Below are 15,530 nucleotides of genomic sequence, written 5' to 3'. Positions count from 1 at the left end.
TGGTGAGCGTGCTGAAGATCAGCAGACGGAAGATGCCTGAACCGGTACCGGGTTCTGGGTTTCTTCCTTCTCGGAGGCCTCGGCTGCGCGGGCGGACTCGAACTCATCGGCGAAGGGGGTGCCGTTGCGCGGAGCGTTGTAGAGGTCGTGGTCCAGGATGCCTTCTCGTTTGGCCACGATCACCGGGATCAGCGCCTGTCCGGCGACGTTGACCGCGGTGCGGCCCATGTCCAGAATCGGGTCCACGGCCAGCAGCAGGCCGACACCGGCCAACGGCAGGCCCAGCGTGGAGAGGGTCAGTGTCAGCATCACCACGGCGCCGGTGGTCCCGGCGGTGGCGGCGGAGCCCAGCACCGAGACGATGGCGATGAGGATGTATTGGGTGACGTCCAGATCGATGCCGAAGAACTGGGCCACGAAGATCGCCGAGACGGCCGGGTAGATCGCGGCGCAGCCGTCCATCTTGGTCGTCGCGCCCAACGGGACGGCGAACGAGGCGTAGCCGCGTGGGACCCCGAGGTTGCGTTCGGTCACGCGTTGGGTCAGTGGCAGCGTGCCGATCGATGAACGGGAGACGAAGCCGAGCTGGACCGCGGGCCAGACCCCCGAATAGTAGGAACGCACGCCCAGGCCGTGGGCCTTGACCAGGATCGGGTAGACCACGAACAGCACCAGAGCCAGACCCAGATAGATGGCAATGACGAACTTGCCCAGCGCACCCATGGTGTCCCAGCCGTAGGAGGCTGTCGCGTTGCCGATCAGTCCGACGGTGCCCAGCGGCGCCAGCCGGATGATCCACCACAGGATCTTCTGGATGATCGACAGCAGCGAGGCGCTCAGATCCAGGAAGGGCTTGGCCGCGGAACCGATTTTCAGGGCCGCGATGCCGACGGCCACGGCGATGACCAGGACCTGGAGGACGTTGAAGGACAGGCTCGTGGAGACGTCACCGGATTCGGCGACCTTGCTGCTGGTTTCCAGACCCAGGAAGTTCTCCGGGATCAATCCGGTGAGGAAGGCCCACCAGTCGCCGGTTTTGCCGACGTAATCCTCCGGGGCTCCTTGGCCGGTGTTGGCACCGGGACGGATGAAGGTGCCTAGTCCCATGCCGATCAGCACGGCGATCAGCGCGGTGATGCCGAACCAGAGGATGGTCCGCCAGGCCAGGCGGGCGGCGTTGGTGACCTGGGAGAGGTTGGCGATGGAGGCGACCACGGCGAAGAACACCAGCGGGATGACCGCCGCGCGCAGCAGCGAGACGTAGCTGGATCCGATCGTGTCCAAGGTGGCGCCCAGGGCGTTGGGGGACTCGGCGGTGCTACCGGTGTATTTGGCGACCAGTCCGAGGACGACGCCGAGGACCAGGCCCGCGACGATCTGGGGGCCGAAGGCGGTCACCCAGCGGGGCAATATGCGGTGGGGTTTGGTTGATGTGCTCACGAAACGACCGTAGGGCCGGAAGGTACACCCCGAAGAGTTAATATTTCACTTTATGACGCGGTGCTGTATTGCTGTCCCGCGGGTGGCGCCGCCGATCCCTTGTCCTGCAAGGGATCGGCGGGTTCATTCCCGATTCCGATGTGGGCCTTGCCTCCTGCCTCAGCCAGCAGGCAGCAGGGCCCGGCGCAGGGTGTCCAAACCGACCGACCCCATGTTCAGTGCCTGGCTGTGGAAGGCCTTGAGGTCGAAGTCATCGCCTTCGGTCTCGCGACGGGCATCGCGGATCTGCTCCCAGAGGCGCTGGCCCACCTTGTAGGAGGGGGCCTGACCGGGCCAGCCGAGGTAGCGGGTGAACTCGAATTGGCGCTGGCCCTCGGAGATGTCCAGATGCTTGGACAGGAAGTCGTACCCCTTCTCGGGGGTCCACGGGCCGGAGCCCCAGCGTTCTGGCATGTCCAGTTCCAGGTGGACGCCGATGTCGAACACCACGCGGGCCGCACGCATCCGCTGCATATCCAACATGCCCATATGGTCGCCCGGATCGGCCAGGTAGCCCAGGTCCAGCATCAGCCGTTCGGCATAGAGGGCCCAGCCCTCACCATGGCCGGAGACCCAGCAGGCGTTACGGCGCCAGTTGTTCAGGGTGTCCTTGCGGTAGGTGGCGGTGCCGACCTGCAGGTGGTGGCCAGGAACGCCCTCGTGGTAGACCGTGGTCGTCTCGGACCAGGTGGTGAAGTCGTCCTCACCTGCGGGAACGGACCACCACATGCGGCCCGGACGACTGAAATCGTCGGAGGGGCCGGTGTAGTAGATGCCCCCTTCCTGGGTGGGGGCAATCATGCATTCGAGGCGGCGCATGGTTTCGGGGATCTCGAAGTGGACCCCTTCCATGGCGGCCACTGCCGCGTCGGCCTTTTCCTGCATCCAGGTCCTCAGCGCCTCGGTGCCCTTGAGCTGGCGCTGTGGGTCGGCGTTGAGGATCTCCTTGGCTTCGACGATGGAGGCGCCCGCCTTGATCTGCCCGGCCACCATCTCCTGTTCGGTGATGAGTCGGTCCAGTTCGGCGACGCCCCAGTCGTAGGTTTCGTCCAGGTCGATCTCGGCACCGATGAACTGCCGTGAGCACAAGGCATAATACTCCCGGCCCACGGCATCCTTGGTCGGGGCTGAGGGCAGAAGTTCGGTTTCCAGGAAGTCGGCCAGGCGGGCATAGGCTGCGGCCGCCTCGGCGGCATGGGTGGAGAGTTCATCCCCTAGCGCTGCCGCCGGTTCCCCGGCAGCGGTGGGTGCCTCGGCGGCGAGGGAGGTGAAGAAACCGCCGGCCTTGGCGTAGTCGCGGGTCTGTTCCATGACAATGCGGACCTGGCGCTGGGCCGCCACATGGCCCTCGTCGCGGCTTTTGCGCAGCGAGGCGATATAGCCGTCGATGGCTCCTGAAACATTGGCGAGCCGACCGCTGATGTGCTGCCACTGCTCGGTGGTGTCGGTGGGCATCAGATCGAAGATCGCCCGGACGTCCTGGGCCGGACTGGCGATGTTGTTCAGCTGGGTGATCCCGGTGGCGTCAAGTTCAAGGTCCAGGCCGAGTCGTTCGCGCATGGCGTCCAGGGTGATGGCATCAACGTCGTCGACCGGCTCCAGGCCTTCGAGGGCTTGGAGCGTGGTGCGGACGGCCTCGACATAGGCCTGCTGGCCGGCGGGGGAGTAGTCGGAATATCCGGTTTCGTGGCCGGGGATGCCCAGTGAGGTGGCGAAATCGGGGGCGAGGGCGATGAGGCGGTCGAAAAACTGGTCGGCGACGGCATCGATGGCGCTGGGGGCACGGGTGGCTGCGGATGTGGCGTTGGTCATAGTGCACAGCCTAACCGCAAGTGAAGCAGGTGCTGAAGATCAGGCAGCGACCTCCGCGGAGGGAGCAGTGGCCCGCTAGGAGCGACCGCTCCGCCAGGGGCCCGGCTGGCCCGCCAAATGACGGCGCTGCCAGGCTTGGTTGCGCATCACCTCGCGTCGGGAGGTCGCCGCATCGGCGCCGTTGGGCTCCTGGCTGGTGCCCGGAAGGCAGGCCAGGACCGCTGTCAGCGCGGCCACCTCCACGTCGTCCGGGTTTCCTCGGACCACGGCGAAGAGCGGCGCGGCAGCAGCGGCGTCGTTCTCATTGTGTGCTGATCCGGTCACAGCGGGATGTTCCCATGCTTTTTGGCTGGCAGTGAGGCGTGCTTATCGCGCAGGGCCCGCAGCCCGCGAACGATCTGGGTCCGGGTGTCCGAGGGGGCAATGACGGCGTCGATGTACCCGAGCTCTGCCGCCTGGTAGGGGTTGAGCAGCTCGGTTTCATAGTCGTCGATGATCTCGGTCCGGCGTGCTTCGACGTCCCCGCCCGCGGCCGAAACCGCTGCCAAGTCGCGCCGGTACAGGATGTTGACGGCACCCTGGGCACCCATGACACCGATCTGCGCGGTCGGCCAGGCCAGATTCAGGTCTGCACCGAGTTTCTTGGACCCCATGACGATGTACGCGCCGCCATAGGCCTTGCGGGTGATGACCGTCAGCTTCGGGACGGTGGCCTCGGCGTAGGCGAAGAGGAGTTTGGCGCCGCGGCGAATGATCCCCTGGAACTCCTGGTCCTTGCCGGGCAGGAAGCCGGGCACGTCCACCAGGGTCAGGATCGGCAGGCCGAAGGCGTCGCAATGGCGCACGAAGCGTGCTGCCTTTTCCGAGGCGGCGATGTCCAGCGTGCCGGCAAACTGCATCGGCTGGTTCGCAACGATGCCGATGCTGCGGCCCTCGACGCGGGCATAGCCGATCATCACATTCGGCGCGTAGAGCGATTGCATTTCCAGGAAGGCGCCGTCGTCGACGATGTGTTCGATGACGGTACGCATGTCATAGGGCTGGTTGGCGGAATCCGGGATGAGCAGATCGAGGTCCAGGTCATCCTCGGTGACGCTCAGTTCCTCCTCGAATTCCGTGGGCGGCGCCTCGGTGAGGTTGTTGCTGGGCAGGTAGTCCAACAGTTCCTTGACGAAATCGATGGCATCGGATTCGTCGGTGGCCAGGTAGCTGGCGGTGCCGGTGTTGGCGTTATGCTGGCGGGCACCGCCGAGGGTCTCCATGTCGACTTCCTCGCCGGTGACCGTCTTGATGACGTCGGGGCCGGTGATGAACATGTGGCTGGTCTTATCCACCATCACCACGAAGTCGGTCAGCGCGGGGGAGTAGGCGGCACCACCGGCGCAGGGGCCAAGGATCAGGGAGATCTGGGGGACGACGCCCGAGGCGTGGACGTTGTTGCGGAAGATGTCGGCGAACATCGCCAGCGAGGCGACACCCTCCTGGATCCGTGCCCCACCGCCGTCGTTGATGCCCACGACCGGGCAGCCATTGCGCAGGGCGAATTCCTGGACCTTGACGATCTTCTCGCCGTTGACCTTGCTCAGTGAGCCGCCGAAAACGGTGAAGTCCTGGGAGTAGACGGCCACGAGGCGGCCATCGACCGTGCCGTGCCCGGAGACGACGCCGTCGCCGAGGGGATGTTTGGCATCCATGCCGAAGGCCGTGGAGCGGTGCACTGCCAAGGCATCAAATTCAACGAAGGAGTCCTCGTCCATGAGCTGCTCAATGCGCTCGCGGGCGGTGTTCTTGCCGCGGGCGTGCTGCTTCTCCACCGCTTCCGGTCCGGAGGGGGTCAGCGACTGCGACTGCCGGCGCCGGAATTCGGCGATCTTGCCCGCGGTAGTGGACAGGTCGATCTGCTCGTCCGGTGCCTGGAGGCCGGTCTCGCTCATGCGGGAGACTCCCGTCTGTTTGAAAGTAGTAGGAATGGCACAATCAGTGTGCCCTCAAGCTCAGTCTAGTGACGTGCGGCGTCGTGTCGGCTGTAGGAACCCTACAAAGTCGCCGCGTGGCGCTCAGCTGGTTCGGGGCAGAAACTTCTTGTTACTGACCGGTAACCTTTGGGAGGGATTTCCCGTAGGCTGGGGTCATGACCGAGTCACCAGTACCCCAGAACCCCGTAGCCGACGCCGCCGACGGAGCCCGCCCCTTTGCAGGACGTACGGTCCTGATGAGCGGTGGAAGCCGCGGCATCGGACTCGCCATCGCCTTGGAGCTGGCAGCCGGCGGAGCGAATATCGCCTTGATGGCCAAGACCGCCACGGCCCAGCCGACCCTTGAAGGCACCGTCTACACGGCAGCCGAACAGATCCGAGCCCACGGCGTTGGCGCCCTGCCGATCGTCGGCGACGTGCGCAACGACGACGACGTGCAGTCCGCGGTCGAGGCGACCGTCGCCGAATTCGGTGGCATCGACATGGTCGTGAACAACGCCTCGGCGATCGACCTGTCCACCACCGATGCGGTCTCGATGAAACGTTATGACCTGATGCATGACATCAACGTTCGCGGCACGTTCCTGCTCTCCAAGTTGAGCCTGGACGCCCTGCGCCGCTCGGAGAACCCGCATATCCTCACCTTGTCCCCACCGCTGAACCTGGACCCGAAATGGGCCGGCGCCAACCTCGCCTACACCATGGCCAAATACGGGATGAGCATGACCACGCTCGGTCTGGCCGAGGAGCTGCGCGGTGACGGGATCGCCGTGAACTCGCTGTGGCCGGCCACGCTCATCAACACCGCAGCCATTCGGAACATGCCCGGTGGGGAGCAGCTGATCCACGGGGCCCGCAAGGAAGCCATCGTCTCCGACGCCGCAGCGGTCATCCTGGCCCGGCCCGCCAGCGAATGCAGCGGGAACTTCTTCATCGACGAAGAGGTTCTGCGCGGTGAGGGAGTCACCGACTTCACCGGCTACAGCATGGGGGCGCCGGAGGACCAGTTGGTTCCCGATATGTTCCTCTGATCCCCTGGCCGCCCCGGCGGGCCGCACCGACACGGTCGGCCCGCCACGAGGGCTTCGGACTAGGCTGGAAACCATGAACGAATCAGCAGCCCTGCGTGCCCCCTTGGATGCCGAGGCCCTGCGTCGTGATCTGGTCGGGCCCGGGACCATCGCCCGGCTGGACGTCGTGGAATCCACGGGTTCGACCAATACCGACCTGGCCGCTGCCTTCACCACAGCCCCCGAGGAGTGGCCACAAATCAGCGCGCTGGCCACCGACTTCCAATCGGCAGGAAAAGGGAGGATGGACCGCAGCTGGCAGGCACCCGAGCGCAGTTCCCTGGCGGTGAGCCTCCTGTTCCGCCCGACACCCGGAGGCCGGCCCGCCACCGCGGAAACCTACGCCTGGATGTCCATGCTCTGCGCCACGGCCTTGGCCGAGACCCTGCGGGAATGCGCCGGTGTCCCCGCCGAGCTCAAATGGCCCAATGATGTGATCGTCTCCGGAAGCAAGATCGCCGGAGTCCTGGCCCACCTGGTTCCCGCCCCCGGAGGCTCCGCCGTCGTCGTCGGCTCGGGGGTCAACGTCACCCTGGGCCGGGAAGAACTCCCCGTGCCCACCGCCACCTCACTGCTCCTTGAAGGTGCCCGAACGGTGGACACGACGGCCCTGCTGGGCGACTACCTGCGCCGGGTCTCCCGGCTCTATCACGGCTTCCTGCGGGCCGGCGGCCGGGCGGGGGACGCGATCGACGGCGACGCCACACTGCTCGAACGGGTCGCCCGGTCCATGGCCACCCTCGGGGCACCGATCCGGGCCGAACTCCCTTCGGGTTCCACCCTGGAAGGCACCGCCGTCGGATTGGAGCCGGACGGGGCGCTGAACGTCAGGACTGCCGACGGGACGGCGACGTCCATCCGTGCCGGAGACGTCGTGCACCTGCGCCGCACCGACGGACGTTACGCCTGATCCAGGCCATCGGGTCTCCCGCCTAGAATTGGATATGACCTGGGGCGCGACGCCCAGGCGATGGAAGGAAAAGCAGATGAGGCTGCGACTGGCCGAGAACGAGTGGGTGATCTTCAAGACCCGTGCGCATCGTCGTGTCCTGAACCGTCCCGCCGTCGTCTTCGTCGTGCTGGCGGCCCTGAGCGCCTTCGCCCTGGGGACCCTGACCCGCAACGACCTGCCGGATGCCGTGGTGGAGACCGTGCCCTTATTGCAGGTGGTCATCCCCATCGTTGCCGGAGTGCTTCTGCTGGCCTGGAGCATCATCCCGGTGATTCGATGGAGACGAACCCTGGTCTTTTTGACGAACGAACGCATCGTCGTGCGCCGGGGTGTCGGGGCCAAGAACCAGTGGGAATTGCCGCTGGCCTTCGTCAGGACCCTGAAGACCAGCCAGAAATTGTTTGAACGGGCGAGCGGCTCGGGGGCCCTGGTGCTGGAGACGGCCAACGGGCCGGTCCGTATCCCGCATCTGCCGCGGATCGACCGGGTCCGGGAGCTGGTGGTGACGGCCATTGAGCGTTTACCCAGAACGATGGGGTTCGATGGTGTAGGAATTGGTACAGAGGAACGCGTGGATGGGATCGGACATGGATGATGGGCAGGATGCCGGTGATGAGCGGGCGGAAAGCGCCGCAACACCGGGCCGGGAGCCCCTACCCAGGACCGCGGCCCTCCCCATTCTGCCGTTGGCCCCCTGGCAGCGGGCCGAGCAAGCTGCGGAGGACCAGGAGCCCGCCTCGCCGGAGCCGGCCACCGAGCCTGGGCACCCGGACACGGCCAACCTGGACCTGGCAGATCAGGGATCATCCTCGCTGGGGACGTCCACCGGGGGCCTGCCGCAGCTGAGCCCCGATGCCGGACCCGAAACCCGGGCGTTGCCGTTGGCCCAAGCGCTGGAACGCGAAAAGGTCAAGGAGTCCGCCCAGGATCTGGAAAAACTGCTGCTCGGGGCCAAACGCACCATGCGCCGTCGCGAGGCCGCAGCCGCTGCCGGGATCTCGCTGCTCAGTGCCCGGAAGCTGTGGCGAGCCCTGGGCTTCCCCAACCTGGGGGACGACGACGTCGCCTTCACCGAGGTCGATCTCGAAGCCTTGCGCACGATCGTGGGCAATGTGCGTAGTTCGGTGCTCACGGAGGAGGCGGCAGTCTCCATCACCCGGTCGATCGGACAGATGACCGACAGGATGGTCGTCTGGCAGATCGAGGCGCTGGTCGAGGACATGGTCCAAAACCAGGGTGTCAGCGATCCCGAAGCCCGACGCCGGCTCGTGGACCGCCTCCCGGATCTGGTGGATCCCTTGGAGAAGCTGCTGGTCTATTCCTGGCGCCGCCAGCTGAACGCGGCGGTCCACCGTCTAGGCGTCCGTGCCGAAACGGGGTTGGCCTCCAGCGAAGAGGGCCGCGATGGCAGCGAAGACGACGCCCCGTTGCCGTTGGCCCGTGCCGTCGGGTTCGCTGACTTGGTCTCCTATACCTCGCTGTCGCGCCGGATGAACGAACGCACCCTGGCGCAGACCGTGCAGCGCTTCGAGAACAAATGTGCCGAGATCATCTCCATCGGTGGCGGCCGTCTGGTCAAGACCATCGGGGACGAGGTCCTGTTCATCGCCGAAACCCCGCAGGCCGGGGCCCAGATCTCGTTGACCCTGGCCACCGAATTCGCCAACGACGACTTCCTGCCCAAGGCCAGGGTCTCCATCGTCTGGGGGCGCATCCTCTCCCGACTGGGAGATGTCTACGGGCCGACGGTGAACCTGGCCTCACGACTGACGGCGCTCGCCGACCCCGGGACGGTCTGGACCGATTCCGTCACCGCGGGCACTCTGGAAGGCGACGACCGCTTCGTCCTGGACCCGCAACCGACCACGCAGGTCCGTGGTTTCGGGGATATCAACCCCGTGGTCTTGTCCATGGGGGAGGGCGCAGGGCTCGTCCTGGACTGATCTCCTGGTCCACGGGATGGGGAGTTCTCCCCATGTCACGGTTTTCTTCCATCCGTTATGATCTACGGTGGCTGGTTCTGTTCCTTTGGGTGCCGAACAAAAATTGACGGTGATGAGGAACTACAGGTATGTCCCGATGGGGTGCGAATCCGGGCAAAAGCACGGGATTCAAGGTGGCTGCCGTCTCGGCGGTCTCCGCGCTGGCCATCACCGGGGCCATCATCTATCCGGGGTTCAAGACAGCTGACGTCGATCTGAACGACGGCGGTGTCTGGGTGGTGAATAAGGAGCTCAATAAGGCCGGCCACCTCAACTACCAGTCCAAGACCCTGGACGGCGGCGTGCTGACACCGCTGCCCGATTACGATCTGGAGCAGGACGCCGAGCACGTCTTCGTGCGCAACCTGGAACAAGGCGCGCTGACCACCATCGATCCGGCCATGGTCCAATTCGCCGACGATAACGCCCTGCCGGCCAACTCATCCTTCTCCTACGGCTCCGACGTCGTCTCGGTCACCGACGCCGATCACGGCGTCGTCTATGCCACGGCGACGGAGAACCTCGGCGGCTTCGCCTCCCAGGACACGCCTCCTTTGCTCGAGGCCAAGGGCCAGGTCCTCACCGCCGTCGGGACCGATGACACGGTCTGGGCGGTGGACGTCGAAGCGCATAAATTCTTCAGTTGGGTCGCCGAGTCCGACGGCAGCTTCACCCAGGAAAGTGAACAGGACGTCGAGGAGTTGGGGGATGCCTCGGAGGCGCAGCTCAGCGTGGTCGGCGACACCGCCGTGCTCTTCGATGAAAAGACGGGCAAGGTCACGACCTCGGCGGGGAAGACCAGTACCGTCGTCGACCCCGAAGGCGGCCAACTCCAGGCCCCCGGTCCCGATACCGACCATGCGGTGATCGCCTTGGGCAATAAATTGGCCGATGTCCCGCTCGGGGGAGGGGAAACCGAATACCTGCCGTTGAAAGCCAGCGGAACCGCCATCCAGCCGGTCAGGGTCGGTGAATGCACCTATGCGGCCTGGCAGGGAAGCGCCCAATACGTGCGTGATTGTGATGACGACTCCCAAGACGTCAACCGGCAGGTGCCGGAGCTACCGGGCGGCGCCGACCTGCAGTTCCGGGTCAACCGTGACGTCGTCGTGCTCAATGACGTCACCTCAGGGCAGGTGTGGCTGGTCAACGACGGCATGCAGATCGTGAGCAACTGGAGCGATTTGGAACCTCCCAAGGGTAAGGGCGAGGCGAAGAAGGAAGACTCCAAGGAAGTCACCGATGCCATCGAACTGCCCAACCGCACCGAGAAGAATAAGAAGCCCATCACCAAACCCGATTCCTTCGGTGTCCGGGCCGGACGCACCACGGCCCTTCCGGTGCTCTTCAACGATGTCGACCCCGACGGCGACCTGCTGACTGCTTCGCTGGACGGCAAACAGCCCACCCTGGGCACCCTGCAAGAAGTCAACGACGGCACAGGGTTCCAGATGGTCGTGCCCGAGGACGCCACCGGTAGCACCTCCTTCACCTATCGGGCCGACGATGGGCGAGGCGGAGAGGCGACCGAGAAGGCCACCGTGCGCGTCGTCCCCGAGGACGAAAACCACAAACCCAGCCAGGAACGCGTCACCACCCTGCGGGTCCAACAAGGCGAAGCCGTCACCCAGAACATCCTCAGTGACTGGATCGACCCCGATGGTGATGACCTGCAACTGCTGGGTGGCTCCAGCGATGACAAGGACATCATCCGCATTCGCCCCGATGGCGCCTTGACCTTCCAGGACAACGGCAAGAAGGTCGGACACAAGGAAATCACCGTGCAGGTCTCCGACGGGCGCGAAGGAGCCCAGGGGCGTGTCGTCGTGGAGGTCCTGCCCAAAACGGCGACCCCGCCGGTGACCGCGACCGACCACGTCACGGCGAATGTCGGCGAAGAAGTGACGTTCTCACCGTTGAAGAACGATCTTGATCCTGGCGGCTCTGAACTGCGCCTGGCCACCGTCGAATCGGTCAATGGCGTGGAGGTGAAGAGCAATACGGATACCGGCACGGTGACCATCCGCGGTGAACGGACCGGGACCTTCTACGCCAAATACGTGGCCACCAACGGTCCGGCCAGTGCCCCCGGCCTGGTGCGCATCGACATCAAGGACCCCGAACAGAATTCGGGCAACCCCATCGCCGTCCGCGACGTGGCCCTGCTGCCGGCAGGACAGGACGTGCTGGTCAACGTCCTGGGCAACGACTCCGACCCCGCCGGCGGAGTCCTGGTCCTCACCGGTGCCGACGTAGCCGACGACGCTCCGTTCACCGTCTCCGTGGAACGCAACAGTTTCGTCCGGATCACCGATGTCCGCGGTCTCACCGAACCGAAAAAGGTCCAGTACACGGTGTCCAACGGCAGTGGGGTGTCCACCGGGGAGATCAATGTGATCCCCGTCCCGGCACCGCCCAAGCTCGATCCGCCCCGGCCGAACACCGACGACGTCGTCGTCCGGGCCGGGGACGTCGCCACCGTCGACGTCCTGGAGAACGACATACACCCCAACGGTGCGGAGTTGACGCTGCTTCCGGACCTGAAGGAAGCCGAAGACCTGGGCAAGGGATCGCTGATCAGCGTCGCCGATAGCACCGTGCGTTTCCGCGCCGGCGAATTCGACGGCAAACCACATAACGTTTCCGCCGTCTACACCGTGGCCGGGCCCGACGGGCAGGAAGCCAACGCCCGCGTGAACTTCCACGTCCAGCCAGTGGACGTGGCCGATAACGCCCCACCCTCACCCGAACAGATCACCGGGCGGGTCTTCGCCGGCGGAACCACCGCCATTGCCGTCCCGTTGGGTGGAATCGACCCCGACGGGGACTCGGTGACGCTCGTCCAGCTCGGCGGTGCCCCCCAGCTGGGCTCGGCAAAGGTCAAGGGTTCGGCCATCGAGTACACCGCCAGTAAGAACTCCAGTGGGACGGACGTGTTCTCCTACGTCGTCGAAGACCGGTTGGGTGCCCGGGCGACGGGCACCGTGATGGTCGGTGTTGCCCCGCTCTCCACGACGAATAACCCGCCGGTGGCCGTGAACGACTCCATCAGGGTCCGTCCCGATCGGCCGGTAGCGGTGGACGTCATGAGCAACGACACCGACCCGGACGGCGACCAGATCACCCTCGTCGACGACGTGCAGACGTCCAACGGCGTGGACGCCAAGGTTTCCAACGGCAGGATCGTGGTGACCTCCCCGAAGCAGAAGGGGTCCCTGTCGGTGAGATATACGATCACCGACGGTCGCGGCGGAACAGCCAGCGCCACACTCACCGTGGAAGCGGATCCGGAAGCCAAGCTCCTGGCCCCGATCGCCCGTGACGACCATGCCTCGCTGCAGGAAGTGGTCGGCAAGGAAGATGTCACCCTACCCATTCTCGATAACGATGAGGATCCCGATGGTCGGATCGAGGATCTGGACATCACCTTGCCGGATGATCCGGCCACGGCCAATGTCACCCAGGACAACCAGCTGAAGGTCAAACTGACCGACGATTCCCAGGTCATTGCCTACACGATCACCGACCAGGACGACCTGTCTTCCACGGCCTTCGCCATCGTCCCGGGCGTCGGCGGCGCGCGGCCGGTGCTGCGCAGTGACAAGCCCCAGGAAGTGATGGCCGGGGAGAGCCTGAAACTCGATCTCGAAGATCTGGTCCAGGTCCGCGACGGCCACCGGCCCCGGTTGACCGATGAATCCAAGGCCTCCTCGGTTCCGGAGAACGACGGGGAACTGGTCCGCTCGGCCACGGAACTCACCTTCAAGGCCGCCGAGGACTATTCGGGCCCCGCCTCGGTGACCGTGGAGGTCACCGACGGGTCCGGGCCCGACGACCGCGATGGCCTGGACAGCATGATCTCCATCCCGATCAAGGTGCTGCCGCGTCCGGAGGACAACGAACCTCCGACGATCCAGTCCAATTCGCTCGACGTGGCCCAGGGGGAGGACCCTGCCCGGTTGGATCTGAGCCAGATCGCCAGCGACCCCGACGAGGACGAGCTGGAGTTCTCCGTCGGGGAACAGGACCTCGAGGGGGTGGAGACCCAACTCGTGGACGGCCACTTCCTCACCGCTTCCGCCGACGTGAAGACCCCCAAGGGCACCCAGGGATCGGTGAAGGTATCGGTGACCGACGGGCACAACGACGCGGTCTCGGCGAACATCACCTTGAACGTGCTCGCCTCCACCCGTGAACTGCCCGATGCCGTGGACGACACCGTCAAGGACGCGCACCAGGGCAGGACCGAGACGGTCCCGGTCCTGGAGAACGACCACAACCCGTACGCGGACCAGGGCCCTCTGGAGATCATCAGCGTCACCGGCGAAGAGGGCGAGGGCACGGCGGAGATCCGCGGCGACCAGCTGGCCATCACCCCGGCCGAGGACTTCGTGGGGACGTTGCGCGTCCTCTATACGATCGGGGACATCACCGAGGACCCGGACCGCCAGGTCAACGGCACGGTGACCCTGAACGTCAAGGGCAAACCCGAGGCCCCCGGCCTGCCGCTGGTCGAATCCACCGGTGATTCCAAGGCCGTGCTGAGTTGGGATGCCCCGTCCAACAACGGCTCTCCGATCGAGTCCTATACGGTGACCGGCGACGGCGTGGAGCAGAACTGCGACACCACCACCTGCACGATCACCGGGCTGGAGAACGACCACGTCTACAACTTCTCCGTGACCGCCACCAACGCGGTGGGCGAATCAAGTGCCTCCGCGTCCTCGGCCGATGCCCGGCCCGATGTCGAACCGGAGCAGCCGGCCGCACCGAACAGCACCTCGGGGGACGAGCAGGCGACGGTGAACTGGGACAAGCCGGTCAGCCACGGCTCGGCGGTGACCAGCTACACGCTGGAGATCTCCCCGGCACCGGCCACCGGGGTCAGCCAGGTCACCGGGGTCACCGGGACCAGCCACACCTGGAAGGGCCTGAAGAACGGGGTCTCCTACCAGTTCCGGGTCAGGGCGGTGAACAAGGCGGACAAGCCTTCGCAGTGGAGCAGCTATTCGGCCTCGGTGATCCCTGCAGGCAAGCCATTCCAACCCAACGCCCCCGTCGCGGTCCGTGCCGATTCGGCGGTCAACGGCGGGGTGGTCGACGTGAGTTGGAAGGCCCCCGGGAACAACGGGGCACCCATCCAGGGCTACACGCTGAAGGTGAAGGAGGGAGGATCAACGGTCAAGACCATCGGGGGGATCTCCTCGGGGACCACCCAGCAGACGGTCACCGGCCTGAAGACCACCGGGTCCTACAGCTTCTCCGTCACGGCCGAGAACAAGGTCGGCACCTCGCCGGCCAGCGGCAAGTCCACGGCGGTCACGCCCTATGGCCGGCCCAAGTCCATCGGCAAACCCACGGCCCAGGCCACGGGAACGAACAACAAGGTCAAACTCTCCTTCAAGAAGCCGGGAGCCAACGGCTCATCCATCACCGGCTACCAGTACTCCACCGACGGAGGCTCCTGGAAGAAGCTCGGCGGCCCCGGTTCGGTCGTGACCACCAACAAGAACGGGGCCTCCCACTCGTGGCGGGTCAGGGCGCTCAACGCGGCAGGGGCCGGGGACGCGAGCCCCGGCTCGAACAGCACCAGTTCCTACGGCCCGCTGCGCGACGGCGGCGGACGGTCGAAATCGAACACGAAGGATTCGATCTCCTTCAAATGGAACGGGAAGGCCGATTCCTACGCCAACGGCCGCAAGGCAACGCTCAAGGCATCGATCGATGGCGGGGTGGGGGCGGTGAACGCCGGCCAGGGCCGCCATAGGATCGGGAGCCTGGATCAATATAAGAAACAGACCCGGACCCTGACCATCACGGCCACGGATACCGAAGGACAGAAGAAGAGCTGGACGGTCAAGGAAACGTCGAAGGCAGAGAAGAAGCCGGAGCCGACCAAACCATCGGTCAAGCTGGTCTCGGGTAAGCCGGTCTCGGATCCACGGTGCAACCAGGAATGCTACATGTTGAAGGTCGAACTGAAGGAATTCACCGGCAAATATGCGGGAACCTGGACGGCCAATTGTCACGACGACGGCGGCAGCAACCGGTTCAACGACTACCAGTCGAAGGTGACGGTCGACGGAAAGAAGACCAAGGAACTCACCTGTTTCCACGGGGCCAACCACCAGATGCCGATCTCGGTGGAACTCTTCAAAGGCAATCTGACCGTCTGGTCGGACGAGGTGACCACATGGCCGAAGAAATAGCAGGACCGCCACCCCACCGTCGAGCAGGAACAGCAAGCGAGGACCCACGA

The 15,530-nt window shown here is 65.3% G+C and carries 9 protein-coding genes; 5 read left to right on the top strand and 4 right to left on the bottom strand.

Translation table 11 applies throughout. From position 1 onward, the window contains the following. Window positions 1-18: 18 nt before the first annotated feature. From AC3ZI9_RS11630 to AC3ZI9_RS11615, 4 genes are all read right to left on the bottom strand, one after another. The gene (locus AC3ZI9_RS11630) at window positions 19-1,440 is read right to left on the bottom strand and encodes a dicarboxylate/amino acid:cation symporter (RefSeq protein WP_441379938.1); all 1,422 of its coding nucleotides are present in this window, start codon (window positions 1,438-1,440) and stop codon (window positions 19-21) included. A 159-nt stretch (window positions 1,441-1,599) separates the two neighbouring features. Then, window positions 1,600-3,291 (bottom strand): DUF885 domain-containing protein, encoded by a 1,692-nt coding sequence (locus AC3ZI9_RS11625; RefSeq protein WP_443409942.1) that lies wholly within the window; start codon window positions 3,289-3,291, stop codon window positions 1,600-1,602. Window positions 3,292-3,366: 75 nt separating this feature from the next. Next, the gene (locus AC3ZI9_RS11620) at window positions 3,367-3,615 is read right to left on the bottom strand and encodes an acyl-CoA carboxylase subunit epsilon (RefSeq protein WP_087000609.1); all 249 of its coding nucleotides are present in this window, start codon (window positions 3,613-3,615) and stop codon (window positions 3,367-3,369) included. Further along, window positions 3,612-5,225 (bottom strand): acyl-CoA carboxylase subunit beta, encoded by a 1,614-nt coding sequence (locus AC3ZI9_RS11615; RefSeq protein ID WP_087000611.1) that lies wholly within the window; start codon window positions 5,223-5,225, stop codon window positions 3,612-3,614. The genes AC3ZI9_RS11620 and AC3ZI9_RS11615 overlap by 4 nt, the downstream gene beginning before the upstream one ends. 197 nt (window positions 5,226-5,422) lie before the next feature. On the opposite strand from AC3ZI9_RS11615, the gene AC3ZI9_RS11610 reads away from it, so the two are divergent. The 5 genes from AC3ZI9_RS11610 to AC3ZI9_RS11590 all read left to right on the top strand — a co-directional run bounded on the left by AC3ZI9_RS11610 (window position 5,423) and on the right by AC3ZI9_RS11590 (window position 15,480). Beyond that, window positions 5,423-6,298 carry an SDR family oxidoreductase gene (locus AC3ZI9_RS11610; RefSeq protein ID WP_489923591.1) on the top strand — a complete coding sequence of 292 codons (876 nt, stop codon included), beginning with the start codon at window positions 5,423-5,425 and terminating at the stop codon, window positions 6,296-6,298. A 73-nt stretch (window positions 6,299-6,371) separates the two neighbouring features. Continuing rightward, window positions 6,372-7,247 (top strand): biotin--[acetyl-CoA-carboxylase] ligase, encoded by an 876-nt coding sequence (locus AC3ZI9_RS11605; protein ID WP_443409944.1) that lies wholly within the window; start codon window positions 6,372-6,374, stop codon window positions 7,245-7,247. Between the two features lie 76 nt (window positions 7,248-7,323). After that, window positions 7,324-7,884: a PH domain-containing protein gene (locus AC3ZI9_RS11600; RefSeq protein ID WP_179204337.1), complete on the top strand. Its 561-nt coding sequence runs from the start codon at window positions 7,324-7,326 to the stop codon at window positions 7,882-7,884. Beyond that, window positions 7,877-9,232: an adenylate/guanylate cyclase domain-containing protein gene (locus tag AC3ZI9_RS11595; protein ID WP_443409945.1), complete on the top strand. Its 1,356-nt coding sequence runs from the start codon at window positions 7,877-7,879 to the stop codon at window positions 9,230-9,232. Before AC3ZI9_RS11600 ends, AC3ZI9_RS11595 begins: the two co-directional genes overlap by 8 nt. A gap of 128 nt (window positions 9,233-9,360) precedes the next feature. Further along, the gene (locus AC3ZI9_RS11590; RefSeq protein WP_489923590.1) at window positions 9,361-15,480 is read left to right on the top strand and encodes an Ig-like domain-containing protein; all 6,120 of its coding nucleotides are present in this window, start codon (window positions 9,361-9,363) and stop codon (window positions 15,478-15,480) included. The last annotated feature ends 50 nt before the right edge of the window (window positions 15,481-15,530 follow it).

Source organism: Arthrobacter sp. AOP36-F1-5 (assembly GCF_058137995.1).
This window is presented reverse-complemented; position numbering and strand designations above follow the sequence as displayed.